The organism is Sandarakinorhabdus sp. FBCC-B8862, assembly GCF_059745315.1.
Genome location: NZ_CM185574.1, coordinates 609,902 through 632,939, shown reverse-complemented (window position 1 = coordinate 632,939; position 23,038 = coordinate 609,902). Strand labels below are relative to the sequence as shown.

Here is a 23,038-nt window from a genome sequence, read left to right as displayed (position 1 = left end):
GTGACCGCCAATCGCGTGTTTGTGGCCATTGATGTGGCCGATGTGGTCGCGGCGCGCGCGCTGGTGGCCGCCGTCGCGCCGCATGTGGGCGGCATCAAGCTGGGGCTGGAATTTTTCTGTGCGCACGGGCTGGCCGGCATCGCCGCCGTGATGGCGGGGCAAAACCTGCCGCTGTTCCTGGACCTGAAGCTGCACGATATTCCCAACACCGTGGCCGGCGCCATTCACAGCCTCGCCCCGCTGGCGCCCAGCATCCTGACCGTGCATGCCGCCGGTGGCCATGCCATGCTGGCCGCCGCCCGCGCCGCCGCGCTGCCGCACACCCGGGTGGTGGCGGTGACGGTGCTGACCAGCCTGGATGATGGCGATCTGCTCGCCGCCGGTGTGGCCGATGGCACCGGGGCCCAGGCGCAGCGGCTGGCTGGGGTGGCGCGCGCCGCCGGGCTGGATGGCATCGTCTGTTCCCCGCACGAGGTCGCGGCTGTGAAGGCGGCGTGGGATGATGGCCTGTTCGTCGTGCCCGGCTTGCGCCCGGCCGGCAGCGACGTGGGCGACCAGAAGCGGGTGATGACCCCGGCCGATGCGCAGGCGCTGGGCGCCGGCGTGCTGGTGATTGGCCGGCCGATCACGGCGGCGGCCGATCCGGCTGCGGCTGCGGCTGCGATTGCTGCCACCCTGGCATGACGCCGTTCAAGATTTGCGGGGTGAAAACCCCCGAGGTCGTGCACGCCGCCGTGGCCAGCGGCGCGGCGCACATTGGCTTCAACTTCTTCCCGCCCAGCCCGCGCTTCCTGAGCCCGGCCGATGCCGCGCCGCTGATCGCGCTGGTGCCGGCAGGGGTTGGCCGCGTCGCGGTGCTGGTTGATCCCGATGATGATCTGGTCGCCGCCGTGATCGCCGCCGGCATCGATATCCTGCAGTTCCACAATGTGCCGCCCGGGCGGCTGGCGGCGCTGGCGCAGCGCCATGGTCGGCCGGTGTGGCTGGCCGCCGGCGTCAAGACCCGCGCCGATATCGAGGCTGCGACAAAGGCGGCAGGCCCGGCTGATCTGTTGCTGTTGGATGCCAAAGCGCCTAACGACGCGCCATTGCCGGGTGGCAATGGCTTGGCCTTTGATTGGCGCCTGCTGGCCGAAACACGGCCGCAGCGCCGCTTTGGCCTGGCCGGCGGGCTTGGCATCCACAATGTCGCCGATGCGATCCGGCAGGTCGCCCCGGCGCTGGTGGACGTGGCATCAGGGGTGGAAGAAGGGGCAGGGGTGAAATCGGTGGAGAAGATCATGGCCTTTGCGAGCGCGGTGAGGGACGCATGAACGCTGAAATTGGCACCCTGCGGGCCGGGCCGGATTCGAAAGGCCATTTCGGCCAGTTTGGCGGGCGTTATGTTGCCGAAACGCTGATGCCGCTGATCCTCGAGCTGGAGCAGGCATACACCGCAGCCAAGTCCGATCCCGCCTTCCATGCCGAGCTGAATGATCTGCTCACCCACTATGTCGGCCGGCCAAGCCCGCTCTATTTCGCGCCGCGGCTGACGGAAGAGCTGGGCGGTGCGAAGATTTATCTGAAGCGCGACGAGCTGAACCACACCGGCGCGCACAAGATCAACAATTGCATCGGCCAGATCCTGCTCGCCCGCCGCATGGGCAAGACGCGCATCATCGCCGAAACCGGCGCCGGCCAGCATGGTGTGGCCACCGCCACCGTGGCGGCGCGCTTTGGCCTGCCCTGCACCATCTACATGGGTGCGCGCGATATCGAGCGGCAGGCTCCCAACGTGTTCCGCATGAAGCTGCTGGGTGCCGAGGTGAAGGCGGTGGAAAGCGGCAGCAAGACGCTGAAAGACGCGATGAACGAGGCGCTGCGCGATTGGGTGACCAATGTGCACGACACCTTCTACATCATCGGCACGGCGGCGGGGCCGCACCCGTACCCGGAACTGGTGCGCGATTTCCAGACGGTGATCGGCAAGGAAGCCCGCGCCCAGATATTGGAGCGCGAAGGCCGGCTGCCCGATCTGCTGGTCGCGGCCATTGGTGGCGGTTCCAACGCCATCGGCCTGTTCCACCCGTTCCTGGACGACAAGGGCGTCCGCATCGTTGGCATTGAGGCATCGGGCAAGGGGCTGGACACGCACGAGCATGCCGCGTCGCTGGCCGGTGGCCGCGCCGGGGTGCTGCACGGCAACAAGACCATGCTGCTGCAGGATGAGGACGGCCAGATCACCGAGGCGCACAGCATTTCGGCGGGCCTTGATTATCCCGGCATCGGCCCGGAACATGCCTGGCTCAACGCCATCGGCCGGGTGGAGTATCAGAGCGCGACCGACACCGAAGCGTTGGAAGGCTTCCAGCTGCTGTGCCGCACCGAAGGCATCATCCCTGCGCTGGAGCCGAGCCATGCGCTGGCGGCCGTGGCGCGCATCGCGCCGACCATGGGCAAGGACCAGATCATCATCGCCAATCTGTGCGGGCGCGGGGACAAGGATATTTTCACCGTGGCCGCCGCGCTGGGAGTGGCGATGTGAGCGGCGACCGGCTTTCCGCCCGCTTTGCCGCCTGCGCCAGCGAAGGCCGCGCCGCGCTGGTGACGTTCGTGACCGCCGGTGATCCTGATCTGGCAACCTCGGCCGGCATCCTGGCCGCGCTGCCGGGGGCAGGGGCGGACATCATCGAATTGGGCATGCCCTTCACCGATCCGATGGCCGATGGCCCGGCGATCCAGCGCGGCAATCTGCGCAGCCTGGGGGGCGGCGCGACCTTGAAGGCGCTGCTGGCCATGGTGCGGGATTTCCGTGCTGGTGATGATGCGACGCCGATCGTGCTGATGGGCTATTTCAACCCGATCCTGGCCTTTGGGCCGGAGCGGTTTGCCGCCGAGGCCAAGGCCGCCGGCATCGATGGCTGCATCGTGGTGGACCTGCCGCCCGAGGAGGCTGCCGAGCTGACCCCGGCGCTGGCCGCCCATGGCCTGCACCTGGTGCGGCTGGCGACACCGACCACCGATGCCCAGCGGCTGCCGGCGGTGCTGAACGGTGCGTCGGGCTTCCTTTATTATGTCGCCGTGGCGGGTGTGACCGGGGCCAATTCGGCCGCTGCCGCCGATATCGCCGCCGCCGTGGCCCGCCTGAAGGCGGCGACGCCGTTGCCGATCGCGGTCGGCTTTGGTGTGCGCACACCGGATCAGGCCGCCGCCATTGCCGCCCATGCCGATGCCGTGGTGGTGGGCAGCGCCATTGTTGATGCCATTGGTGAGGCTGCCGAGGCCCGCGCCAATGATATTCCCGCCCGCGTTGCCACCCAGGTGGCGGCGCTGGCGCAAGCCGTCAGAACGGCCCGAAAGGACCAAGCAGCATGAGCTGGATCACCCGCACCCGCCAGCAGTTGACCGGGTTTCTCGCCCGCCGCGACACGCCGGATAATCTGTGGACCAAGTGCAAGAATTGCGGCGCCATGGTCTATACCAAGGAGTGGGAGGACAATGCCTCCGTCTGCCCGCGCTGTGACCATCATGACCGCATCGGGCCGAAGGCGCGCTTTGCCCAGCTGTTTGACGGCGATTATCGCGTGCTGCCAGCGGCGAAGGTTGCCGAGGATCCGTTGAAGTTCAAGGATCAGAAGAAATACACCGATCGCCTGAAGGCCGCCCGCGCCGCCACTGGCGAGCCGGAGGCGATGATGGTCGCCGATGGCCAGATCATGGGCCGGCGCGCCATCGTGGGTGTGCAGGATTTCGCCTTCATGGGCGGCTCCATGGGCATGGGCGTGGGTGAGGCCTTCCTGGCCGGGGTGGATGCGGCCTTGGCGGCCAGCGCCCCCTATATCGTGTTCACCGCTGCCGGCGGCGCGCGCATGCAGGAAGGCATCTTGAGCCTGATGCAGATGCCGCGCACCACGGTGGGCATCCAGCAGCTGCACGATGCCGGCCTGCCCTATATCGTCGTGCTCACCGATCCCACCACCGGTGGGGTGACCGCCAGCTATGCCATGCTGGGCGATGTGCAGATTGCCGAACCCAATGCCCTGATTGGCTTTGCCGGCCAGCGCGTGATCGAGCAGACGATCCGTGAGAAGCTGCCGGAAGGCTTCCAGCGAGCCGAATATCTGCTGGAGCATGGCATGCTCGACATGGTGGTGCACCGCCGTGACCTGAAGGACACGCTGGGCCGCCTGATCGGCCTGTTGATGGCGCGGCGCATCGCTGCATGAGCCAGGGCGGGGGCGCATCGCCTGGCGCGCGCATGCCGCCGGCCCGGTCTGACAATCCGGTGCTGGATGCGCTGCTGCGCGATGCCTATGCCCTTCACCCGACCGAGATTGACCTGTCGCTGGGCCGGCTGGAGCGCCTGTTGGAGCGGCTGGGCAACCCGCACCACCGGCTGCCGCCAGTGTTCCACGTGGCCGGCACCAACGGCAAGGGCAGCACCTGCGCCATGCTGCGCGCCTGCCTGGAGGCGCAAGGGCACCGCGTCCATGTCTATTCCAGCCCGCACCTGGTGCGGTTCAACGAGCGGATCCGGCTGGCTGGCCAGCTGATCGCCGATGATGCGCTGATCGTGCTGTTGAAGGACGTGATCCGCCTGAACGGCGAGGCGCCGATCACCTTTTTCGAACTGACCACGGCGGCGGCCTTCCTGGCCTTTGCCACGGTGGAGGCCGATGCCTGCGTGATCGAGGTGGGGCTGGGCGGCCGCATGGACGCGACCAATGTGCTGCCATCGGCGCTGGTCTCGGGCATTGCCCAATTGGGGCTGGACCACACGCAATGGCTGGGGCCGACCATTCTCGACATCGCCCGGGAAAAGACCGGCATCGCCAAGCGCGGCGTGCCGCTGGTGACCGGGCGCCACCCGGCGGCAGTGACGGCGCGCATTGCCGAAATCGCCGGACTGGCGGGCGCGCGGCTGGTGATCCGCGGCCAGGATTGGGATGCGGCGATGTATGAGAATCAGCTGCATTACCGCGATGGGGACGGCAAGCTGGCGCTGCCACTGCCGCGCCTGGCCGGCGCCCACCAGCATGACAATGCCGCGCTGGCGGTGGCGATGTTGCGGGCGCAAGCGGCGCTGCCGCTGAAGGAGGCGGCACTGCGCGCCGGCATGGGCTGGGCCGAATGGCCGGCGCGGCTGCAGCGGCTGGAACGCGGCCCGCTGCCCGAATTGCTGCCCGCCGGCAGCAGCCTGTGGGTGGATGGCGGCCACAACCCGGCCGCCGGCCGCGCCCTGGCCGAAGCCGTGCGGCCCTTGTTGCAGCCGGGCCAGCGCCTGTTGCTGGTGGCCGGCATGCTGGCCAACAAGGATGCCGAAGGTTTCCTGAAGCCGTTCGCCGGCATGGCGAGCGCCATTTACACCGTGCCGGTGCCGGGCCATGCCGGGCATGATCCGCAGGCGCTGGCCGCCACCGCCTCTGCAATGGGGATGGCGACCGCCAGTGCCCCCAATATCCGCCAGGCGCTGAAGGCGATTGCCCGCACGGGGGACGCGCCGCCGCTGGTGCTGATCACCGGCAGCCTGCACCTGGCCGGCGCGGCGCTGGAATTGAACGGGCAGGTGCCGGCGTAAGATCAGGTCCTCCCCAAACAAGTTTGGGGAGGATCCTGGTTACAGCCGCCGCACCAGCGTGGTCACCATCGCCACCCACGGCACATCCAGCACCAGCTGCCGCGCGCCGGGCGTGGTGGGCAGCAGCTGGATGCGGCCGCCTTCGGTGGCGATCAGGCGGCCGAAGGCAAAGCGGCCGGCGGGGCGGGGGGCGAGCACGTCGCGGTTGAGGGCGCGGCCGAATTGCGCCGGTTCCAGCCGCTGCGCCCACAATTCATCGCCGCTGCGATAATCGCCCTGCGCGGTTTCCACCACCAGCCCAAGCATGTCGCCCTGCGGGCTGGGCGGTACCAGCGTGCGCGGCCGTTCCGGGGCATCGGCGCCATTCAGGCCGATCAATGCCGCCACTGGCACATCCGGCCGATCCGGCATGGCGACCAGCGCGGAGGACGGCACGCCCATGGCGGCGGCAATCCGTTCCAGCCAATCGATCGACACGGTGCGCATCCCGGTTTCCAGCCGCCCGATGGTTTGCGGCGTCGTCGGCGGATCGCAGGCCGCCGCCACATCGGCCAGGGTGAGGCCACGGCTTTTGCGCACATCACGGATGCGGGTGATCATGTTGCCCCAATCAGATAACCTGTTTGGTTAATCCTGTCCTACAACCCCTGCCTCATGCAAGCATGAAATCGCCCATTTCGTGCCAAACAGGAGAATCGCATGCCGAACACCGCCGAAACCGCCGATGTACCCCCGGCCACCGCCAACCGCCTGATCGGCACCCGCACCCTGCCGCCGGGCGACCGGATCGACCGGGCGCAGGTGGCGGTGAACCTGGCCGAGGCGCCGCTGGCCTGGCTGGCGCGGCGCGGCCATATCAGCCCAGCGCAGCTGGCGGCCGGGATGCGGCTGCGCGATGATTATCACGCCGCCAGCCTGGGCCCGCGCGTGACCATGCGCTGGGACCCGTTGCCATCCAGCCGCCGGCCGGGCAGCGCGCCGGAGCCGGGGGGCAGCCAGATCGCCGCCCGCCGCCGCTTTGATGCCGCGGTGGCCGCCTGCGGGCCGGGGCTGGCCGATGTGCTGTGGCGGGTGGTGTGCGCCGGCGAAGGGCTGGAGGCGGCCGAGCGTGGCTTGGGCTGGCCGGCGCGGGCCGGGAAACTGGTGCTTTCGCTGGCGCTGGACCGGCTGGTCAGCCATTATGGGGTGAAGGAGTGACCATGCGCCAAGTCTTGCTGTTGTTGCCGCTGTTGCTGGCGGCCTGTGGGCCCAAGGCCGAATCGCTGGGCCGCGTGGGCGGTGCGCCGCCGTCGCTGATGCTGTCAGCCAAATTGCTCACCGCCGAGGGCAATGCGCTGGGCGATGCCGAGCTGTTGCAGCTGGCCGAGGGCACGCAGCTGATCGTGGCGGTGAAGGGCCTGCCGCCCGGCCAATATGGCCTGCACATCCATGCCATTGGCCGCTGCCTGGGCCCGGATTTCGCCAGTGCGGGGCCGCATTTCAACCCGGCCGGCCGCCAGCATGGCCGCGACAATCCGATGGGCAGCCATGCCGGAGACCTGCCCAACATCACGGTGGACGGCAAGGGCGTGGGCAATCTCAATGAGATGATCCCGGGCCTGCGCCTGGCCGATGGCGCAACCCCAGTGCTGGATGATGATGGCGCCGCCATCGTGCTGCACGGCAAGCCCGATGATTATCGCAGCGATCCGGCCGGCAATGCCGGGCCGCGCTTTGCCTGCGCGGAGTTTCGGAAAGGCTGAAAGGGTGGGGCGACTGACGGGGCTTGAACCCGCGACCTCCGGTACCACAAACCGGCGCTCTAACCAACTGAGCTACAGTCGCCACAGCAAGAGGAGAGGCCGGATAAACGAGCCGGGGGCGGCTGGCAAGCGGCTTTGTGTTTCGGGCGCTGCGGCAGGGAAGATTGCTGGACGTTGGAATATTATTGCGTTAAGGCGCAATCTTTCCTTGGTGGAGCTTGAGTCATGACCGTCGCCGCCCCCCTCGCCACCTCTGTGCAGACCTTGCAGCTGGCTCGCCTGCCGGCCGAGGCGGTCCCCGGTTTTGACGCGCACGAAGAGGTGATGCTGGTGAAGGATGCGGCAACCGGCCTGCATGCCATCATTGCCATCCATTCCACCCACCTTGGCCCGGCGGCCGGCGGCGTGCGGCGCTGGACCTATGGCAGCGAGTCCGAGGCGCTGACCGATGCGCTGCGCCTGTCGCGCGGCATGAGTTACAAGAACGCCATGGCCGGCCTGAAGGCGGGCGGCGGCAAGGCAGTGGTGCTGGCCGATGCGCCGAAAACCGAGGCGCTGCTGGAAGCCTTTGGCGAGGCGGTGGAGGCGCTGGGCGGCCGTTATGTGACGGCCGAGGATGTGGGCATGACCGATGCCGACATGGTGGTGCTGGCGCGGCGCACGGCCCATGTTGCCGGCCTGCCGGTGGCGGCGGGCCGTGTGGGCGGCAATCCCGGCCCGTTCACGGCGCGCGGCGTGGCTGCCGGCCTGAAGGCGGCGGTGGCCCACAAGCTGGGCCGGGCCGTGCGCGGCCTGCATGTGGCGATCCAGGGCGTCGGCAGTGTGGGCGGTGCGCTGGCGCGCGCGCTGGCTGCCGAAGGCGCGAAGCTGACGCTGGCCGATGCCGATGCCGCCCGCGCCGCGCGGCTGGCCGCTGATCTCGGCGCTGCGCATGTGGGTGTGGACCGGATCATGGGCGTTGCCGCCGATGTGTTCAGCCCCAACGCGCTGGGCGCCATCCTGAACGAGGCCAGCATCGCCGCGCTCGATGTGGCGGTGGTGGCCGGTGCCGCCAACAACCAGCTGGCGACGGCCGCCGATGGCGCCCGGCTGGCGGCGCGCGGCATACTTTATGCCCCCGATTATGTGATCAACGCCGGCGGCATCATCAGCGTGATTGCCGAATATCTGGGCGAGACCAGCCTGGATGCCGTGAACGCCCAGGTGGACGAAATCGGCCCGCGCCTTGCCGGCCTGTTCGACCTGGCCCAGGCCAGCGGCGAAGCGACCGACGTGGTGGCGGACCGGATGGCGCGAGGGTTGATCGGGCGGTAAGGGCGGCGTGCCCCTCCTCAAACAAGTTTGGGGAGGAGCCCTTGCTCAATAATCCTTCGTCCACCGGAGGCCGGCCGAGGTGCCGCCCAGGGTGGCGACGCTGCTGAGCAGTGACAGCGAACGGGTGAGGCCGATCTCGATGCTGGTGGCGGTATAGCCCTGGGCGTCGGTGGCGAGTTCGACATAGACATTGCGGCCGAGATATTGCCCGGCGGCGACCGAAGTCTTGCGGCCCAGCGTGGTGTCGGCCGGCAGGATGCGCAGGCGATCGATTCCCAGCCCCTTTGAAACCGCGCCAATGGGGTTGAAGCCGCCGCCGCGCAAGGATGTGAGCGCGCCGGCCAGCTGGATGGCTTCGGGTGCCGAAAGATCGGTGACGCGGGCGCCGAACAGCACGCGGCTCAGCACCTCGTCTTCCGGCAGCGACGGCACCGAGCTGAAGCGGATCTGCGGGCGCTGCGCCGTGCCTTCGATGCTGAGCAGCGCGGTGAAGCCGTTGCTGGCATTTTCGGCGGCAACGTTGATGATTGGATCGGGCGGATAACCGCCCTGGAAACGGATGTCGCCGCGGGTGAGCTGGAAGCGCTTGCCGGCAAAATCATAATCGCCGCGCACCAGTTGCACCCGGCCGAACAATTCGGGCGCGGTGGCGGCGCCGCGCAGCCGCACATCGGCCTGCCATTCCGATTTGATGCCCATGCCGGTGACGCGCAGATCGCGCGGCGCGGTGATGGAAAGATTGTAGAGCCAGCGGGTGGGCGGCACATATTGCGCCACGCGCCGGCCGAGCACACGGGTGTTGCGTTCCGTCACCGCCAGCACCGGAACATCGGCCACGGCGGTGCGCCCCACCCGATATTCGGCGCGCGACAATTTCAGCGTGCCCGAAACGACGCCGCCATATTCGTCGGTCGCGACCCGGATATTGCCGCTGCCCACCGCCGACAGATCATCGCGGCCCAGGATGGCGGCATCGCTGACCGCCATGCGGATATCCATGGGGAAACCGCGTTCCAGGCTGAGATCGATGCTGCCCGAACCGGTGATGCGGCCGCTGCCCGAGGTGCCGGCAAAGCGCGTCAGCTCCAGCCGGGAGGCGTTGAAGCGGGCATCAAGGCTGGTGCCGGTGGCGACCGCACCCAGCAACGGCGCTTCCACCCGGGCGTCGCGGGCGATGATGCGGCCGGCAATCTGGGGATCGCCCAGCGTGCCCGACAGATCGGCCGCCACCTGCACGCCCCCGCGCAGGTCAAGCGCGGTCAGGCCCGACAGGCCCCACAGATCCTGCGCCGGCCCGGCATAGCGCAACTGGCCGGTGATGGGCGCGGCGGCATAGGCGGCGATCAGGCTTTCCGCCCCTTCGGCCGCCGGGCCGAGCCGCGCCTGCGCCCGGCCTTCGACCTTGCCGGCGCGCAGGATGACGGCGCGCACCAGCGTGCCATCGGCGCCCAGCACGGCGTTGAGGCCGAGATCAATGGGGGTGGAGGTGCTGGTGATGGCGCTGCGCGACAGGCCGTTCAGCCTGAGATTGGCCTTGCCGCGCGGCACGGCCCCGCGCGGCAGATCAAGATCGATATCGCCCGAAACGCGGCCAGCAAGATTGATCGAGGGATAGGCGAGGCCCACCACCGCCAGCGACACCCGGTCGAGCCTGGCCTGCACCCGGCGCTGTCGCGGGCCCCAATCGCCAGACAGTTCGGCATTGCCGAAATCGCTGCTGATCCGCATTGGTGTCAGATGCCAGCCGGCATCATCGCGGCTGATCCGCGCCGGGCCGGTGAGGCGGGCGACGCGGCCATCATAGCTGCCATCGCCCGACAACTGCACGCCATCACCGGCAATGGCGGCGGCCAGCGTGATGGCAAAGGGGGCGCCGCTGTCGCCCGACAGGGTGAGGCTGGCCTTGCCGCTGCCATCGGTGAGATCGATGCTGCCGCTGGCGCTGTCCACCACCAGATTGCCGCGTTCCAGCCCCTTGAGGCTGAGGCTGCCGCGCAACATTGGCCCGCTGGCCGGCAGACGCAGCAACGCCTTCAGCCGCAGCTGATCAATGCCCACCGGCGTTTCGATGCTGGCGTCGGGCGCGATGCGGATATTGTCCCCCGACAGATCGAGATCGGCCTGCTGCACATCGCCATTGGCCGACAGCTGCGCCGCGCCCGACAGGCCCGCACCCTGCAGGGCCAGCCGGCCGACCAGCGGCCCGGCCGGGGATTGGCTGGCGCTGCCGCTGGCGACAAAGCCGGCCAGCGCCAGCCGCTCGACATCAAGGCGCAGCACCGGTTCGACATCAAAGCCTGCCGCCAGCGTGGCCGGCCCGGCCGCGGTCTGTGCGGTGGCGGCCAGTTGCCAGCGGGCGTTGCGGGCGGCCAGCCGCGCCTCCACATCGGTGAGGCCATAGCCGGGGCGGGGCAGGCGCAGGGTGAGGGCGAGGGCATCCAGAGGCCCGCCGCCATCGGCGCGGAAGGCGCCGAATTCGGCACTGCGGCCGCTGAGCGCGAAATTGACCCGCCCGGCCTGCCAGCCCAGCGTGCCGCCGGCCGTGAGCCTGGGGCTGGCGAGCGAGAGGCCGCTGGCATTGATCACCAGGCCGGGTTGCAGCGTGAAGCGGCCGGCAAGCGCGATGCTGCTGCCAGCGAGGCGGGTGAGGGCGCTGGCCGGCGGGCGCGCGGCGGTCAGCCGGAAATCGCCGCTGCCCGCCACGCCGGGTTTCAGATCGGCGGTGAAGGCGATGTCGCTGCCGCCCAGCAGCGGCAGGACCCAGCTCCGGGCATCCCCCACCAGGCGCAGGCCCCAGGCGGCGGTGGCCGGGCGCCAGCTGAAGCCGGCGCGGCCGGTGACCGGCCCGGACTTGACTGCCAGTTCGCTGCCCGAAAGCTGGCCGGCGCGCCAGATCAGCGGCCCGCTGGCCTGCCAGCGCCCGGCCAGTGGTGCAAGGTTGGCCGGCAGGCCGCGCACGGCGGTGACACTGGCCGCGGCCGGGATCGCGGCGCTGCCATCATTGGCGTCGATGATGGCCGTGGCAGTCACCCCGTCCAGCCACCAGCCGCCGGGCAGGCCCAGGCTGGCAGCGCTGGCCTTGGCCTCCGCCGCCGGGGCCAGCCACGGGCCAGACAGGCGGGCGGTGGTGCTGAGGCCCTTCAAGGTGAGGCCGGCGGGCAGTGGCGCGCCATCCACAAGCTTCAGGGCAAGGGTGCCGGCCTCGATCCGTTCGGCGGCGCGGTCAACCCGGCCCGACAGGCTGGCGTTGAACCAGCGGCCGGTGGCGGTGGTGGTGACCTGCAGCGCATCATCGCGCGGGCTGGCGCGCAGGTTGATCGCCAGCCCGCCAGCCAGCAGCCGCGACAGGGCAGATGCGGGCAGCAGGGCGGCGGGATCGATGCGGCCGGCCAGCCCGAATTCACCCTCGGTCAGCGTCAGCGCCGTATCGGCCAGCTGGGCGCCGCCGCTGCTGGCGCGGAGCGTGCCGTTCCACGACCGCCAGCGGCCCTGGCCATTGGCCGTGGCGTCCAGCCCGGCCGAAATGCCGGTGAGGCCGGCGACGAGCCCGCCGGGCGGCGCCTTGAGCCGGGCCGCAAGCGCGAAGCGGTCATCATCAGGCCGGGCATCGAGATCGATCAGCAACCGGTCGGCACTGCCGGCTGCGGCTGTGACCTTCACCAACGCGCGGCCGGCGGCGATGTCGATCCGGCCCGACAGGCTGGCCTGATGCGCCTTGGCGCCGGCGACACCGGGAGCGAGTAGGATGCGCGGTGCCTCCAGCCGGGCGATGCTGATGTCGATGGCGGGCAGCAGGCGCGGATCGCTGCTGGGCCGCAGCCGGGGCAGCCGGTCGATATGGATGGTGCCGGCCACCAGCCGCCGGGCGGCAAAGCGGTTGGCGAGGAGGTCAAGCGGCTGCCAGTCCACCGCCAATTCATCGATCCGGGCAAAGCGGCCGGCGGGATCGTGCAGCTCCACCCCCACCAATGTGCCACGCCCCCACAGGCTGCCCTTGATGGCGCGCACCCGGAACGACAGGCCGCTTTGCAGTTCCAGCGCCGGCAGGTTGCGCGCGACAAAGGCACGGCCGGGTTCGGTGTCGAGCGCAAGGGGCAGGGCGGCCAGTGCTGCCACCAGCAGCAGCAGGCCGACAAGCAGCGCCTTGAGACCGCGCCGCATCAGCCCAAGGCGGAGCCGTTCCGTCATCAGAACGCCTGCCCGATCGAGACATAGAAGACCAGCCGCGGATCGCCCTTTTGTGGGTTGATCGGCGTGGCGATATCGATGCGCACCGGGCCAAAGCCGGTGTAGAGCCGCGCCCCGATGCCGGCGCCCAGCGACAGCCGGTCAAAGGCCGGGGTGGTGCCGGTGGAAACCTCCCCGCCGTCGACAAAGGCGACCAGGCCGACATCCTGGCCAAAGGCCTGGAAGCGATAGCGCGCCTCCACCGCCATTTCGGTGAGGCTGTTGCCGCCGGTGGGCACATTGTCGGCATTGCGCGGGCCGACGCCCTGGAAAACATAGCCGCGCACCGAGCCGCCGCCGCCGGCATAGAAGCGGCGATCAGGCGCGATCACGCCGCGGCTGGCGCCGACGATGCTGCCGATGTGGAAGCGGCCAGCCAGCACCAGATCGCCAATCGGCTGATAGGCGGTGGTTTCGAATTGCGCCTTCAGATAATTGAAATTGCTCTGGTTTCTGAGCGTGAATTCCGGGCTGAGGCGGGCGGTGAGCCGGAACCCGCGCGACGGGTTCAACAGATCGTCGGACTGGTCCCACGTCAGGCTGGCGGGCAGCGCGAACACGGTGAAGGTGCGGCGCGGATCGCCGGGGGCGGAACGGTCGCGCTGGCTGGTGATCAGCGCCTGGGCGCCGATGCTCCATGTCCAGTCCTTTTGCCAGATGATGTTGCTTTCGCGCGCCAGTGCCGCGTTCACGCCCAGGGTTTCGGCGGCAAAAGCGAATTGCTGGCTGGCCGAAAAGCCGCCGGAGAGCAGCAGGGAACGGTCGCGCGCGCGGAAATTGCGGCGGCGCAGCTCCACCTGGGCCAGCTGTTCACGCTCGGCGGCGACGGCGCGGGCGGTGAAGGCGCCTTCGGGCGGGAACAGATTGCGGTGGGTCCAGCTGCCTTCGGCGCGCAGGCCCTGGCCGGTGGAAAAGCCGCCCGACAGGGCGATGGTGCGCAAGGGCGCGGGATCGGTGGCCACCTTCAGGTCCACCGTCTGGCGGCCATCCTCGGCAATTGCGCCTTCGACCGGCGTGACAGACACGCCGCCGAACAGGCCGGTCTGCACCAGCGCCCGCCGCAGATCATCGCGGCCGGCCTCGCTGTAGCGGTCCCCCGGCTTGAAGCGGGCCAGCATGGTGACATGGCTGTTGCTGAATCCCTTCGCGGTGGTCTCGATGCTGATGGCGCCGAACATGCCGCGCCGGCCCAGATCGATCGCTTGCCGGAACTGGGCATCGCGGCCGGCGTGATCCACCACGATGTCGGGTGGCAGGATGCGCGGGAAAGGATAGCCGGCATCGGCAAGCCGCGTGGGCAATGTGGTTTCGGCCGACTGCACCCGCGCCGCGTCCAGCGGATCGCCGATGCGGATCGGCAGCAGGCGCGAGACGATGCGGCCCGGATCGGCCGGGCCCACAGCGCCTTCCGGCGCGCTGATCACCAGATCGCTGATTCGATAGAGCGGGCCGGGTTCCACCAACACCTGCACCAGGCTGGCGCGTCGGCTGGCGCTGGGCGGCTGGGTGGTGATGCGCACCGTGCCGCCATAATAACCGATGGAGCGCAGCAGCAGATCGGCAAGGTCGCGATCCTCGGCAATGCGGCGGCCCAGCTGGGCAAGGTTGGTATCCTCCCCCCGGTGCAGCCACAGCGAAGACAGGCCGCGGAATTCATCATCAAGGCCCAGTTCATTGAGGCCCTTCAATTCTACCTGGTAACGGATGGCCGCTGCGCCCGGTTCGGGTTCGGCAGAGGTTTCGGGCGTGATGTCGGGCCAGGGCAGCGCTTCCATCCCCGGCAGTTCGGGCAGCGGCGCGTCCGGGCCGGGCAGGGGTGGTTCGGACTCCGGATCGGCCGGGGCGGGCGCTGGAGGGGGCGCTGGCGCCGGCTGGGCCAGCGCCGGCACGGCAAGGCCAGCGGCCAGCAAGGCAAGGATCACACGCACCACGATGTTCCGTTTACCGGATGGGGCGGCGCTGGCAACGGCCACGCGCCGTTCCACTGGCCAATATGCGCCGGCTGGTGCATGGGAAGCGCCATGGACAGCCAATCGCCCCGTTCCTCCGGCCGCCCGCCCCAGCGCGGTGGTGGCATTTTGATCGCGCTGGGCCTGGTGCTGGGCGCCGGGATCGGCACGGCGCTGGGCCAGCCATCGCAGGGGCTGATCATCGGCTTTGCGGTGGGGGTGCTGCTCGCCATCGGCATCGTGCTGGCCGATCGGCGCTGAACCGGTCCTGACTCTGGGCGTTAGGACTCTGGTGGTTAAGCCGCCGCATTGCGCGCGCGACGGATTTTTGCCAAGCGCGCATCGGGTGATGTTCGGGGGACGTTGAGCATGGCGGGTGGCTTGTTTGCGCTGCTGGATGATGTGGCGGCGATTGCCAAGGTGGCGGCCGCAACGCTGGACGATACCGCCGCCGCGGCGGCCAAGGCATCGGCCAAGGCGGCCGGGGTGGTGGTGGATGATGCCGCCGTCACGCCGCGCTATGTCGTGGGATTTGCCGCCGACCGCGAGATCCCGATCGTCGCCAAGATCGCGCGCGGCAGCCTGAAGAACAAGCTGGTGTTCCTGCTGCCCGGCGCCATCGCGTTGTCCTATTTCCTGCCGGTGGCCATCACCCCGCTGTTGATGGCGGGCGGGGCGTTTCTGTGTTTCGAAGGCGCGGAAAAATTGTGGGAGAAATTCACCCCCCAGGATGAATTCGCCGAAGAGGCCGCCGCGATGGACCCGCGCGAGCGGGAGGACAATATGGTGTCGGGCGCGATCCGGACCGACATGATCCTTTCGGCCGAGATCATGGCGATCGCGCTGGGCACGGTGGAGCAGGAGCCGATTGCCGAACAGGCCATCGCGCTGGTGGTGGTGGCGCTGGGCATCACCGCGCTGGTCTATGGCGCGGTGGCGTTGATCGTGAAGGCCGATGATGCCGGCGTGCGGCTGGCGCGGGTGAAGAATGGCGCAGTGGCGGCGCTGGGCCGTGGCCTGGTGTCGGGCATGCCGCCGTTCCTGGCGCTGCTCGGCTGGGTGGGCCTGGCCGCGATGCTGTGGGTGGGCGGCCATATCGTGATCGATGGGCTCAACAAATTTGGCGTGCACCTGCCGCATGAACTGTTGCACAGCGCCATGCACATGGTGGAAGGCGGCGGCGGCCTGGCCACCTGGGCGGCTGAAGCCGGTGGTTCGGGCCTGTTCGGCCTGGCCCTGGGCGGGGTGATTGCGGCCGGGCTGCATCTGGTGCACGGCAAATCGCACTGATCCGCCGCGCCGATTGACCGGGCCGGCGGCAGGCGTGTATTGGGCGGCCAACACAGTGGAGCCGTGACGATGAAGAATGCCTTGCTTGCCATCCTTTTGTGTGGCGTCGCCGTTGTCTGGTACGCCCAGAAGGATGATGCGGAACCCAAGCGCCTGACCAGCGATACCAGCTGGGATCTGGGCAAGGCGCCGGCCACGCGTGACGGCCGTGACAGCGAGAACAGTGTGCAGTTCAGCGCCAACACCGAATCCGGCGAGATGGCGTTGCGCCTGCCCGGCGGTATCGAAGGCAAGATGCGCATCCCCGACGGCATCGCCGGCGACACGAAATTCGATCTGGACGGCATTGGCCGCTATCCGGGTGCCAAGCTGCTGAGCGTTGACGTGTCGGGCGGTGGCAGCCGCGAAGGCCGGGTGATGCTGGGCTTTTCGGCGCCGGGCAGCGCCGATGCCGTGGCAGACTGGTATGAAAAGGCACTGATCGCCAAGGGCCGCAGCGTCGCGCGCACCGGCAACACCATCACCGGGGCGACCAAGGATGGCGAGCCGATGGTGATCGCGGTGGAAGACGGGCCGGGCGACATCGCGCGCGGCCGCATCATCATCACCGATACCGATTGATCACGGGCTTGATCGTCAAAGGGTCTGGGCGGCGAACGTGTCGCAGGCCTTGATCTCCCCCGTGTCCAGCCCGCGCCGCAGCCAGCGCATGCGCTGCGCCGCCGTGCCGTGGGTGAAGGCTTCGGGCTGGATGCTCTGCCCCGCGTCGGCCTGCAGCCGGTCGTCACCAATGGCCTGGGCGGCGCGCAGCCCTTCCTCGATATCGCCGGGTTCCAGCAGATCCTGATTGTGGTGCGCCCACACGCCGGCAAGGCAATCGGCCTGCAATTCCTGCCGCACCGACAGGGCGTTGGCCCCCGCCTGGCCCATGGAACGGCTCGCCCGGTTCACCTGATCCGATATGCCCAGCGCGGTCTGGACATGATGGCCCACCTCGTGCGCGATGACATAGGCGGCGGCAAAATCGCCCGGCGCACCGAAGCGGCGTGACAATTCGTCGAAGAAGCTGGTGTCGAGATAAACCTGCCGGTCGGCCGGGCAATAGAAGGGCCCCATGCCGCTGTTGGCCGGGCCGCAGCCGGAGCGGACGCGGCCTTCGAACAGGTTGAGCCTGGGCGCGGGATAGGGCTGGCCAAGCTGGGCCGGGAAAATCTCGCCCCAGGTGCGTTCGGTGGTGCCGAGCACGCGGGCGACAAAGCGGTCGTGATCGCTGGTCAGGGCCGCGCGTTCCGGTGCCGGTTGCGGCTGGCCGACGCCCGGCCCGCCCACAGTGCCGCCGGCACCGCCGAGCAGGGAAAGCGGGTTGATGCCGAACACCAGGCCCACCACCACCAGGATGGCGATGGTGCCCAGGCTCATGCCGCCACCGATCGGAATGGGCAGGCCAAATCCGCCACCGCCTTCGCCGCGCCGGTCGATGATGTTGCCGCTTTCCTCTTCGTCGTCGAGGTTCATGGCGGGGAGATTATCGCGTTGCCGGCGCAGCCGCCAGCGCGTGTTCGACCAGACTCGCGATGCGCGTGCCGGCCTTGACAACCTGGGTCCGCACCGCCGGGGTGGCAGCGGCGACATAGGCCGGGGTGACGGTGCCGCGAGGCAGGGCGCGGCGCTCCGCCTCCGGCAGCGGGCAGCTGTCGGGGTAATCCGGCAGTTTTGGGTAAACAATGGTGCGGGCAATCTCCCAGGCGTCACGCGCCCAGATCGCCACCTTGGCCTGGGTGCCGGTGGGGCCGGCGGCAAAGGCGGCGCGCATGGCCGGGGTGATGCGGCGCGGGGCGATGGCCGGCGGCTCGGTCAGCGCGCGTTCGGCCAGGTCACCATCCCAGATCCAGTGCAAATTCATCCGGTCCGGCGCCTTGAAGCCATAGGCGGCGCGCACATCATTGCCGCCGCGATCACCCTTGTCGCCCATGTGCAGCGGCTGGTGCATGTCGCCCACCAGGTGCACCAGAAAGGCAAAGGCCTGCAGCCGCTCGGCGGCCGGGCGCGACCGATCTGCCAGGATCGCCTGCTGGCGCGGGATCTGCGCCGTCACGCAATCGCCATTGGGGCATTTGGCGGTGATGTCGAAGGCCTCGCACACGCTGATGTTCTGATAATGCCAGGGGGCGGAAAAGGCGAAGCGGTCGCGATAGCGGCCCCGCACGCAATCGGGCCAGACGGACGCATCCTCGATGCTGGCCAGCCGGCATTCCGGCGTGTCGAGCCCGGGCGCGGCGCGGATCAGCGCCTTCACCTGCGTGCGCGCCGCCGGCGACAGTTGCGACCAGGCGATGCTGGCGGTGAGGCGATGGGCATAATCGCCCCAGGCCAGCGCCGGGGCGGGGAGGAACAGCAGCAGGAGCGCGAGAAGCCGGATCATGGCCGGGCTCCTTAAGCCAACATGGTTACGCTGGCGAGATGGCGCCCGCGTCGCTATGGTCGCGCCCACTTGATGGGTGGCACCTGCCTGCCCATCTCAACACCACGGCCTATTTTCGATCTGGAACCAGAATGCGCGATCCATACACGGTGCTGGGAGTCAGCCGGACGGCGAGCGAAGCGGAGATCAAGAAGGCGTTCCGCACGCTGGCCAAGGAAAATCACCCGGACACCAACGCCAACAATCCCAAGGCGGCCGAGCGCTTCAAGGAAGCCAATGCCGCCTATGAAATGCTGTCCGACAAGGAAAAGCGCGGCCAGTATGACCGGGGCGAGATTGGCGCCGATGGCCAGCCGATCAACCCCTTTGCCGGCGGCTTTGGCCGTGATGCCGGCGGTGGCTTTGGCCGGGGCGGGGCTGGTGCCGGCGCCGGGCGCGGTGGCTTTGATTTTGCCCAGGGCGCCGATGATCTGTTTGCCGAACTTTTTGGCGGGCGCAGCCCGTTCGGCACCGGCCGTGGCGGCTTTCGCACCGAGGTGCGCGGGCCCGATGTCGCCTATCGGCTGACCGTGCCCTTTGTGGAGGCGGTGCGGCTGACGCCGCAGCGGGTGACGCTGCGCAGCGGCCAGACCATCGAGATCAAGCTGCCGGCCGGCCTCGAATCGGGCAAGCAGATGCGGCTTTCGGGCAAGGGTGAGCCTGGCCCCGGTGGCCCCGGCGATGCCATTGTCACCATCGAGATCGGCCCCCACCGCCTGTTCACCCGCGACGGCGATGATATCCGCCTGACCATGCCGCTGCGGCTGGACGAGGCGGTGCTGGGCGCCAAGGTGCGCCTGCCGACGCCGGAAGGCGATGTGACCTTCACGGTGCCGCCGGCCACCACGTCGGGCAAGATGTTCCGCCTCAAGGGCCGCGGCTTCCGCCGCCTCGATGCCACCCGTGGCGACATGCTGGTGACGGTGATGATCGACATTCCGCCTGATCATGCCCAGTTGAAGGCCTTTGCGGAGAATTTCATCGACGGGCGTGAAATCCGCGCCGGGTTCGAAGCCTGACACGCATGCCGCTGGCCGCGCGCCTGCGCCGCGTTCTCGCCGATACGCTGGCCGGCACCTTCGAACATGGCTTCACCCATGCCGGGAACCTGGCCTATCTCAGCCTCGTCACCCTGTTTCCGTTCGTGATCCTGCTGGCCTTTGTGGCCGGCCGCATGGGCCGCACCACCGAAGGCATGGCGGCGGTGAGCGGGTTCCTGAAGGCGCTGCCCGACAATGTCGCCAGCCTGATCGCCCCGGCGCTGGGCGATGTGATCGCGGCCGAAGCCAGTGGCGGCGTCGTCACCTTCTCGTTGCTCGTCGCGCTGTGGACCTCGTCGGGCGTGCTGGTGACGCTACGCATGATCGTCACGCAAGCCTATGGCCGGCAATCGGAAATGCCCTATCTGCGCTGGCGCCTGCTCGGCATCATCGAGGTGCTGGGCCTGGTGCTGCTGCTGCTGATCGCCTTTGCCGCGCAGGTGGTGGTGACGGGGGCGGAAACCTTTGTCTTTCGCCTGATGCCGCTGGCGGCCGATGTGTTTCCGGTGTTGGGGCTGCAGCGGGTGTTGCCCGCCGTGTTGCTGTTCCTGGCGCTGTGGGGCCTGTTTGTCCTGCTGTGCCCGCGCCGCTTCCGCATCGCGCCGGTATGGCCGGGCGCGCTGGCCACGGCAACGGCATGGACGGCGACCACTCTGGCCCTGCCGCGCGCGCTCACCCTGTTTGGCGGCTATGCCCTCACCTATGGCGGCCTTGCCGGCGTGATCATCGCGCTGCTCTATTTCTACATCATCGGCCTCGGGCTGGTGGTGGGCGCGCAGCTGAATGCAGCCGTGGCGCGCAGCCGGCTGGAAATTGCCGCAATTGCCCGTTAAGGCGCGCCGCACGTGAAGGAGATTGACATGGGTATCATGGCTGGCAAGCGCGGCCTCATCATGGGCCTTGCCAACGACAAGAGCCTGGCCTGGGGCATTGCCAAGGCGCTGGCAGAGCAGGGCGCCGAACTGGCGTTCAGCTATCAGGGCCCGATGATGGAAAAGCGGGTGCGCCCGCTGGCCGAGCAGCTGGGCGTTGCCCGCCTGTTTGAATGCGATGTGTCGTCGATGGAGAGCATCGATGCCTGTTTCACCGGGCTTGCTGCCGAATGGCCGACGATCGATTTCGTCGTCCACGCCATCGGCTTTTCCGACAAGAACGAGCTGCGCGGCCGTTATGTCGACACCAGCCTCGACAATTTCCTGCTGACCATGAATGTCTCGGTCTACAGCTTCACCGCCGTGGCCCAGCGCGCCGCCGCGATGATGCCTGAAGGCGGTTCGCTGCTCACCCTGTCTTACTATGGCGCCGAGAAGGTGATCCCGCATTACAATGTGATGGGCGTGGCCAAATCGGCGCTGGAATGCAGCGTGAAATATCTCGCCATGGATCTGGGCCCGCAGGGCGTCCGCGTCAACTGCATCTCCGCCGGCCCGATCAAGACGCTGGCTGCCAGCGGCATCGGTGATTTCCGCTACATCATGAAGTGGAACGAATATAACAGCCCGCTGCGCCGCAATGTCACCATCGAGGATGTTGGCGGCGCCGGCCTCTATCTGCTCTCCCCGCTGTCGGCGGGCGTGACCGGCGAGATCCACCATGTCGACGCCGGTTACAATGTGATCGGCATGAAGGCCGAAGACGCGCCGGACATGAGCCTGTCGTGAGCCTCAACAGCTTCGGCCATCTGCTGCGCTTTACCACCTGGGGCGAAAGCCACGGGCCGGCAATTGGCGCGGTGGTGGATGGCTGCCCGCCGGGGCTGGCGCTGTCGGAAGCCGATATCCAGCCGTTTCTCGACAAGCGACGGCCGGGGCAGAACAAGTTCACCACCCAGCGGCAGGAGCCCGATGCGGTGCGCATCCTGTCGGGCGTGTATGAAGGGCGCACCACCGGCACGCCCATTTCGCTGTTCATCGAGAATATTGACCAGCGGTCGAAGGATTATTCGGATGTGGCGGCCAAATATCGGCCCGGCCATGCCGATTATGCCTATGATGCCAAATATGGCCTGCGCGATCCGCGTGGCGGCGGGCGCTCCTCGGCGCGGGAAACCGCCAGCCGGGTCGCGGCCGGCGCGGTGGCACGGAAGATCATTCCGGGCGTGACCATCACCGCCTATCTCGTCAACATCGGCGGCATCGCCATCGATCGCAGCCGATTTGACCTGGCAGAGATCAACCGCAACCCCTTCTGGTGCCCGGATGCGGTGACGGCCGGCCTGTGGGCCGAGCATCTGGATGCCGCCCGCAAATCGGGATCATCGCTGGGCGCCATTGTGGAATGTGTGGCCACCGGGGTTCCGGCTGGCTGGGGCAGCCCGCTCTATCACAAGCTCGACGCCCAACTGGCCAGCGCCGCCATGAGCATCAACGCGGTGAAGGCGGTGGAAATCGGTGACGGTTTTGCTGTGGCTGCCCTGCGCGGGGAGGAGAATGCCGACCGCATGCGCCCCGGCGCCGATGGCAACCCGGAATTTCTCTCCAACCACGCCGGCGGCATTGCCGGCGGCATTTCCACCGGCCAGCCGATCGTGCTGCGCATGGCGCTGAAGCCCACCAGCTCGATCCTAACGCCGGTGGAAACCATCACCCGCGACGGCGAAGCGGCCGAAATCGTCACCAAGGGCCGGCACGATCCGTGCGTGGGCATCCGCGCCGCGCCGGTGCTGGAAGCGATGGTGGCGCTGGTGCTGGCTGATGCGATGTTGCTGCACAGAGGCCAGACCGGGCGGTAGCCGGGGTCCTCCCCAAACTTGTTTGGGGAAGGAGGACCGCCGGGGGCGGTGGAGGGGCACTGGGGGCGACCGCCCCTCCGTCGCGCGTGCCGCGCGCCACCTCCCCAAACAAGTTTGGGGAGGAGTTTTTCAACCCAGATCGCCGCGCGCCTTCTCCCAGTGCCGGCCATCGTAAAAGCGGATGCGCGGGGTGATGCCCTCCACATCATCGAGCGCGCGCCAGTTCACGCTGAAACCATCGGGGTGGGACCGGGGGACGTAGAAGCTCTTGATCCCGCAGATGCGGCAGAAGAGGTGGCGGGCGGTGCCGGTGCCCCAGCGATAGTCGCTCAGCGCCTCGGCGCCGCGTTCCAGTGTGAAATCATCGGCGTTGGCGATCAGGTGCAGAAAGCCGGTCTTGGCACAGATCGAGCAATTGCAATCGAGCAGTTCGGGCGGATGATCGAACCGCACCCGGAACCGCACCTGGCCGCAATGGCAGCCGCCGCTGGCTTCATGTCTGCTCATGCCCCCTGCCAAACCCCATCCCCGGCCGCAACGCAAGCCGGGCCGTGACATTACACTTTGCTTATAGGGGATTTTACGGGGGTGACGGGCTGCGCCACTGTCTGGCACCAATCAGACAGGGCGTGCAGGACCGGCCGACAGCGGGCAGCTTTGGCCACCATGCATCAGTCCGGGGCCAACGCATCCCGTCGGGGGGCGGTGATGCCGGCCCCGGACGCCC

22 protein-coding genes and 1 tRNA gene are annotated in these 23,038 nt (G+C 68.6%); 16 read left to right on the top strand and 7 right to left on the bottom strand.

Going from position 1 to position 23,038, the window contains the following annotated elements:
• From pyrF to AC6BOR_RS03040, 6 genes are read left to right on the top strand one after another with little or no spacing between them, the layout of a single operon-like run.
• Window positions 1–684 (top strand): orotidine-5'-phosphate decarboxylase, encoded by a 684-nt coding sequence (gene pyrF / locus AC6BOR_RS03065; protein ID WP_498059742.1) that lies wholly within the window; start codon window positions 1–3, stop codon window positions 682–684.
• The gene (locus AC6BOR_RS03060; protein WP_498059741.1) at window positions 681–1,313 is read left to right on the top strand and encodes a phosphoribosylanthranilate isomerase; all 633 of its coding nucleotides are present in this window, start codon (window positions 681–683) and stop codon (window positions 1,311–1,313) included. The genes pyrF and AC6BOR_RS03060 overlap by 4 nt, the downstream gene beginning before the upstream one ends.
• Window positions 1,310–2,524 (top strand): tryptophan synthase subunit beta, encoded by a 1,215-nt coding sequence (trpB, locus tag AC6BOR_RS03055; protein ID WP_498059740.1) that lies wholly within the window; start codon window positions 1,310–1,312, stop codon window positions 2,522–2,524. The genes AC6BOR_RS03060 and trpB overlap by 4 nt, the downstream gene beginning before the upstream one ends.
• Window positions 2,521–3,354, top strand: coding sequence for a tryptophan synthase subunit alpha (trpA, locus tag AC6BOR_RS03050; RefSeq protein ID WP_498059739.1), 834 nt, complete (start codon window positions 2,521–2,523; stop codon window positions 3,352–3,354). The genes trpB and trpA overlap by 4 nt, the downstream gene beginning before the upstream one ends.
• Entirely contained in the window at window positions 3,351–4,205 is an 855-nt protein-coding gene (accD, locus tag AC6BOR_RS03045) for an acetyl-CoA carboxylase, carboxyltransferase subunit beta (RefSeq protein ID WP_094474836.1), read from the top strand. The genes trpA and accD overlap by 4 nt, the downstream gene beginning before the upstream one ends.
• 32 nt (window positions 4,206–4,237) lie before the next feature.
• Window positions 4,238–5,557 carry a bifunctional folylpolyglutamate synthase/dihydrofolate synthase gene (locus AC6BOR_RS03040; RefSeq protein ID WP_498059738.1) on the top strand — a complete coding sequence of 440 codons (1,320 nt, stop codon included), beginning with the start codon at window positions 4,238–4,240 and terminating at the stop codon, window positions 5,555–5,557.
• A gap of 39 nt (window positions 5,558–5,596) precedes the next feature.
• Here the strand turns inward: AC6BOR_RS03040 and AC6BOR_RS03035 are convergent, their stop codons facing one another.
• Window positions 5,597–6,157 (bottom strand): helix-turn-helix domain-containing protein, encoded by a 561-nt coding sequence (locus AC6BOR_RS03035; RefSeq protein ID WP_094474838.1) that lies wholly within the window; start codon window positions 6,155–6,157, stop codon window positions 5,597–5,599.
• 99 nt (window positions 6,158–6,256) lie between these two features.
• Between AC6BOR_RS03035 and AC6BOR_RS03030 the strand changes: the two genes are divergently transcribed.
• Window positions 6,257–6,754, top strand: coding sequence for a DUF6456 domain-containing protein (locus AC6BOR_RS03030; protein ID WP_498059737.1), 498 nt, complete (start codon window positions 6,257–6,259; stop codon window positions 6,752–6,754).
• A 2-nt stretch (window positions 6,755–6,756) separates the two neighbouring features.
• Window positions 6,757–7,299: a superoxide dismutase family protein gene (locus AC6BOR_RS03025; RefSeq protein ID WP_498059736.1), complete on the top strand. Its 543-nt coding sequence runs from the start codon at window positions 6,757–6,759 to the stop codon at window positions 7,297–7,299.
• 5 nt (window positions 7,300–7,304) lie between these two features.
• On the opposite strand, the gene AC6BOR_RS03020 is transcribed toward AC6BOR_RS03025, so the two are convergent.
• Window positions 7,305–7,381 (bottom strand) — tRNA-His (locus tag AC6BOR_RS03020).
• Window positions 7,382–7,623: 242 nt separating this feature from the next.
• On the opposite strand from AC6BOR_RS03020, the gene AC6BOR_RS03015 reads away from it, so the two are divergent.
• Complete coding sequence (locus AC6BOR_RS03015) at window positions 7,624–8,613, top strand: Glu/Leu/Phe/Val dehydrogenase dimerization domain-containing protein (protein WP_498060696.1); 990 nt, start codon at window positions 7,624–7,626, stop codon at window positions 8,611–8,613.
• Between the two features lie 45 nt (window positions 8,614–8,658).
• Here AC6BOR_RS03015 and AC6BOR_RS03010 read toward each other — a convergent pair whose 3' ends face one another.
• Window positions 8,659–12,801: a translocation/assembly module TamB domain-containing protein gene (locus tag AC6BOR_RS03010; RefSeq protein WP_498059735.1), complete on the bottom strand. Its 4,143-nt coding sequence runs from the start codon at window positions 12,799–12,801 to the stop codon at window positions 8,659–8,661.
• Window positions 12,801–14,771: a BamA/TamA family outer membrane protein gene (locus tag AC6BOR_RS03005; protein ID WP_498059734.1), complete on the bottom strand. Its 1,971-nt coding sequence runs from the start codon at window positions 14,769–14,771 to the stop codon at window positions 12,801–12,803. Before AC6BOR_RS03005 ends, AC6BOR_RS03010 begins: the two co-directional genes overlap by 1 nt.
• 90 nt (window positions 14,772–14,861) lie before the next feature.
• On the opposite strand from AC6BOR_RS03005, the gene AC6BOR_RS03000 reads away from it, so the two are divergent.
• The 3 genes from AC6BOR_RS03000 to AC6BOR_RS02990 all read left to right on the top strand — a co-directional run bounded on the left by AC6BOR_RS03000 (window position 14,862) and on the right by AC6BOR_RS02990 (window position 16,700).
• Window positions 14,862–15,050 (top strand): hypothetical protein, encoded by a 189-nt coding sequence (locus AC6BOR_RS03000; protein ID WP_498059733.1) that lies wholly within the window; start codon window positions 14,862–14,864, stop codon window positions 15,048–15,050.
• A gap of 108 nt (window positions 15,051–15,158) precedes the next feature.
• Complete coding sequence (locus tag AC6BOR_RS02995) at window positions 15,159–16,079, top strand: DUF808 domain-containing protein (RefSeq protein ID WP_498060695.1); 921 nt, start codon at window positions 15,159–15,161, stop codon at window positions 16,077–16,079.
• Window positions 16,080–16,148: 69 nt separating this feature from the next.
• Complete coding sequence (locus AC6BOR_RS02990; protein WP_498059732.1) at window positions 16,149–16,700, top strand: hypothetical protein; 552 nt, start codon at window positions 16,149–16,151, stop codon at window positions 16,698–16,700.
• Between the two features lie 15 nt (window positions 16,701–16,715).
• Here the strand turns inward: AC6BOR_RS02990 and ypfJ are convergent, their stop codons facing one another.
• Window positions 16,716–17,594, bottom strand: a complete 879-nt coding sequence (gene ypfJ, locus AC6BOR_RS02985; RefSeq protein ID WP_498059731.1) for a KPN_02809 family neutral zinc metallopeptidase — start codon at window positions 17,592–17,594, stop codon at window positions 16,716–16,718.
• 10 nt (window positions 17,595–17,604) lie between these two features.
• Complete coding sequence (locus tag AC6BOR_RS02980; RefSeq protein WP_498059730.1) at window positions 17,605–18,501, bottom strand: S1/P1 nuclease; 897 nt, start codon at window positions 18,499–18,501, stop codon at window positions 17,605–17,607.
• A 131-nt stretch (window positions 18,502–18,632) separates the two neighbouring features.
• On the opposite strand from AC6BOR_RS02980, the gene AC6BOR_RS02975 reads away from it, so the two are divergent.
• Genes AC6BOR_RS02975 through aroC form a run of 4 tightly spaced genes read left to right on the top strand, consistent with a single transcriptional unit; the run spans window position 18,633 to window position 22,311 of the window.
• Window positions 18,633–19,559 (top strand): DnaJ C-terminal domain-containing protein, encoded by a 927-nt coding sequence (locus AC6BOR_RS02975; protein WP_498059729.1) that lies wholly within the window; start codon window positions 18,633–18,635, stop codon window positions 19,557–19,559.
• A gap of 5 nt (window positions 19,560–19,564) precedes the next feature.
• Window positions 19,565–20,413 carry a YihY/virulence factor BrkB family protein gene (locus AC6BOR_RS02970; protein ID WP_498059728.1) on the top strand — a complete coding sequence of 283 codons (849 nt, stop codon included), beginning with the start codon at window positions 19,565–19,567 and terminating at the stop codon, window positions 20,411–20,413.
• Between the two features lie 36 nt (window positions 20,414–20,449).
• Window positions 20,450–21,241, top strand: coding sequence for an enoyl-ACP reductase FabI (gene fabI, locus AC6BOR_RS02965; RefSeq protein ID WP_498060694.1), 792 nt, complete (start codon window positions 20,450–20,452; stop codon window positions 21,239–21,241).
• A complete protein-coding gene (gene aroC, locus AC6BOR_RS02960) occupies window positions 21,238–22,311 on the top strand; it encodes a chorismate synthase (RefSeq protein ID WP_498059727.1) in 1,074 nt (357 codons plus the stop codon). Before fabI ends, aroC begins: the two co-directional genes overlap by 4 nt.
• Before the next feature lie 129 nt (window positions 22,312–22,440).
• Here aroC and AC6BOR_RS02955 read toward each other — a convergent pair whose 3' ends face one another.
• On the bottom strand, window positions 22,441–22,818 hold the full coding sequence (locus AC6BOR_RS02955) for a GFA family protein (protein WP_498059726.1): 378 nt from the start codon (window positions 22,816–22,818) through the stop codon (window positions 22,441–22,443).
• Window positions 22,819–23,038 lie beyond the last annotated feature (220 nt).

Excerpts from the sequence above, each read along its gene's own strand:
- AC6BOR_RS03060 (WP_498059741.1), top strand. The coding sequence starts at position 681 with ATGACGCCGTTCAAGATTTGCGGGGTGAAAACCCCCGAGGTCGTGCAC.
- trpB (WP_498059740.1), top strand. The coding sequence starts at position 1,310 with ATGAACGCTGAAATTGGCACCCTGCGGGCCGGGCCGGATTCGAAAGGC.
- accD (WP_094474836.1), top strand. The coding sequence starts at position 3,351 with ATGAGCTGGATCACCCGCACCCGCCAGCAGTTGACCGGGTTTCTCGCC.
- AC6BOR_RS03040 (WP_498059738.1), top strand. The coding sequence starts at position 4,238 with ATGCCGCCGGCCCGGTCTGACAATCCGGTGCTGGATGCGCTGCTGCGC.
- AC6BOR_RS03035 (WP_094474838.1), bottom strand. The coding sequence starts at position 6,157 with ATGATCACCCGCATCCGTGATGTGCGCAAAAGCCGTGGCCTCACCCTG.
- AC6BOR_RS03030 (WP_498059737.1), top strand. The coding sequence starts at position 6,257 with ATGCCGAACACCGCCGAAACCGCCGATGTACCCCCGGCCACCGCCAAC.
- AC6BOR_RS03025 (WP_498059736.1), top strand. The coding sequence starts at position 6,757 with ATGCGCCAAGTCTTGCTGTTGTTGCCGCTGTTGCTGGCGGCCTGTGGG.
- AC6BOR_RS03015 (WP_498060696.1), top strand. The coding sequence starts at position 7,624 with ATGCTGGTGAAGGATGCGGCAACCGGCCTGCATGCCATCATTGCCATC.
- AC6BOR_RS03010 (WP_498059735.1), bottom strand. The coding sequence starts at position 12,801 with ATGACGGAACGGCTCCGCCTTGGGCTGATGCGGCGCGGTCTCAAGGCG.
- AC6BOR_RS03000 (WP_498059733.1), top strand. The coding sequence starts at position 14,862 with ATGGACAGCCAATCGCCCCGTTCCTCCGGCCGCCCGCCCCAGCGCGGT.
- AC6BOR_RS02995 (WP_498060695.1), top strand. The coding sequence starts at position 15,159 with ATGGCGGGTGGCTTGTTTGCGCTGCTGGATGATGTGGCGGCGATTGCC.
- AC6BOR_RS02990 (WP_498059732.1), top strand. The coding sequence starts at position 16,149 with ATGAAGAATGCCTTGCTTGCCATCCTTTTGTGTGGCGTCGCCGTTGTC.
- ypfJ (WP_498059731.1), bottom strand. The coding sequence starts at position 17,594 with ATGAACCTCGACGACGAAGAGGAAAGCGGCAACATCATCGACCGGCGC.
- AC6BOR_RS02980 (WP_498059730.1), bottom strand. The coding sequence starts at position 18,501 with ATGATCCGGCTTCTCGCGCTCCTGCTGCTGTTCCTCCCCGCCCCGGCG.
- AC6BOR_RS02975 (WP_498059729.1), top strand. The coding sequence starts at position 18,633 with ATGCGCGATCCATACACGGTGCTGGGAGTCAGCCGGACGGCGAGCGAA.
- AC6BOR_RS02970 (WP_498059728.1), top strand. The coding sequence starts at position 19,565 with ATGCCGCTGGCCGCGCGCCTGCGCCGCGTTCTCGCCGATACGCTGGCC.
- fabI (WP_498060694.1), top strand. The coding sequence starts at position 20,450 with ATGGCTGGCAAGCGCGGCCTCATCATGGGCCTTGCCAACGACAAGAGC.
- AC6BOR_RS02955 (WP_498059726.1), bottom strand. The coding sequence starts at position 22,818 with ATGAGCAGACATGAAGCCAGCGGCGGCTGCCATTGCGGCCAGGTGCGG.